The sequence below is a fragment of the Bartonella callosciuri genome (genome assembly GCF_014203215.1).
Taxonomy (GTDB): domain Bacteria; phylum Pseudomonadota; class Alphaproteobacteria; order Rhizobiales; family Rhizobiaceae; genus Bartonella; species Bartonella callosciuri.
Map to the genome: position 1 here is coordinate 1 of NZ_JACHIM010000030.1, position 1,285 is coordinate 1,285.

General features: G+C 38.4%; 2 protein-coding genes. Both read right to left on the bottom strand.

Annotated features, from left to right (window positions below; genetic code table 11):
• Positions 1-381: 381 nt before the first annotated feature.
• A complete protein-coding gene (locus tag HNQ69_RS08115; protein WP_246348572.1) occupies positions 382-573 on the bottom strand; it encodes a hypothetical protein in 192 nt (63 codons plus the stop codon).
• A gap of 238 nt (positions 574-811) precedes the next feature.
• Positions 812-976 carry a hypothetical protein gene (locus HNQ69_RS07585; RefSeq protein WP_183229410.1) on the bottom strand — a complete coding sequence of 55 codons (165 nt, stop codon included), beginning with the start codon at positions 974-976 and terminating at the stop codon, positions 812-814.
• Positions 977-1,285: the final 309 nt, after the last annotated feature.

Consider the following 1,285-nt stretch of genomic DNA (forward strand, 5'->3'; position numbering starts at 1 on the left):
TAAACGTGTCATAGACTTCTTCTTGCTTTTCTTGCTCTCCTGTCCACTTAATCCTCATCTTCTTCATCTCTCATAAAACTTTATGTCCCATAAAATTTTATCATTGCCTCTTTTCCTCACATAAGGACTCAAAGCATTGTCTCGTTTTCTTTAAGCACTCTAGTCCCTTGCTCATTCTGTCATCCATTTTCACCCCCCCCTTGACTACAGAATCAGCCAGGAGCAAAATAAACATGATCATGGAAAATAATAAAGACCACTCTGCCCCAAATAATAGAGAATGAAAAAGCGGACAAGATCAGCCCTTTATCGGCGAAACCCTCTCGACCGAAAAAAGAGGTGATAAGATAAAACACTCTTCCTTTTCCCTCTATAGCCCCTTTATACGACTTGTCTTGTTGATTGACCACTTTGTCTTGTGCCAGATTGCTTCTTCCAATTTCTGAATATTTTTTTCAACGAATGCCCCAATATTATATAAAGGATTAACATAACCGGTATAAAGGCAATAACCCCCACCGTTATCACTTCCAAGAACACCAAAACAGCAAAAAGTGTGTATTCCTGGCCCATTGTCAACTTCCACTCTGCCAGAATTGGTATAAAAAGGGCTATTCTGCACAGTACAATGATAGCCCCACTACAGAAGATTATTTCTATAATCTCTCAAAGAGAGAAACGCTTGTTCAAACGAAAAAGGGTGCAGATTTTTACGCGGTTCTTTATCCAGTGTTGAATTCTTGAGCTTCATTCTCTTCCCCTTTTCTCATGAAAACTCTTTCATAGTCCCTCAACTGCTATAGAGCCTCTTTTATGCTTTCTCCATTGCCAAAACCATCTTGTTATACATTCTCGCATCTTGCATCAGCATAACAACGACTCCTTTAAGAAAAGGATCATCCGTAATAAAACCATGAAGAATATGAAGTGCAGAACGATTATAAGCATTTTTCTCCCTTACATTTTGTTTATGCATTGCTTTCTTGTTTCTAGGTTATTTCTTCCAACCTCTAAAGCTTTTTTCAACGGAGAAATGAATAACGCCATAGACTTCTTCTTGCTTTTCTTGCTCTCCTGTCCACTTAATCCTCATCTCCTTCATCTCTCATAAAACTTCATCTCCCATAAAATTTTATCATTGCCTCTTTTCTTCACCTAAAGCACTGTTGCGTTTTCCATGGTCAGAACTCCACCATCATCATAAACGTGTCATAGACTTCTTCTTGCTTTTCTTGCTCTCCTGTCCACTTAATCCTCATCTCCTTCATCTCTCATAAAACTTTAT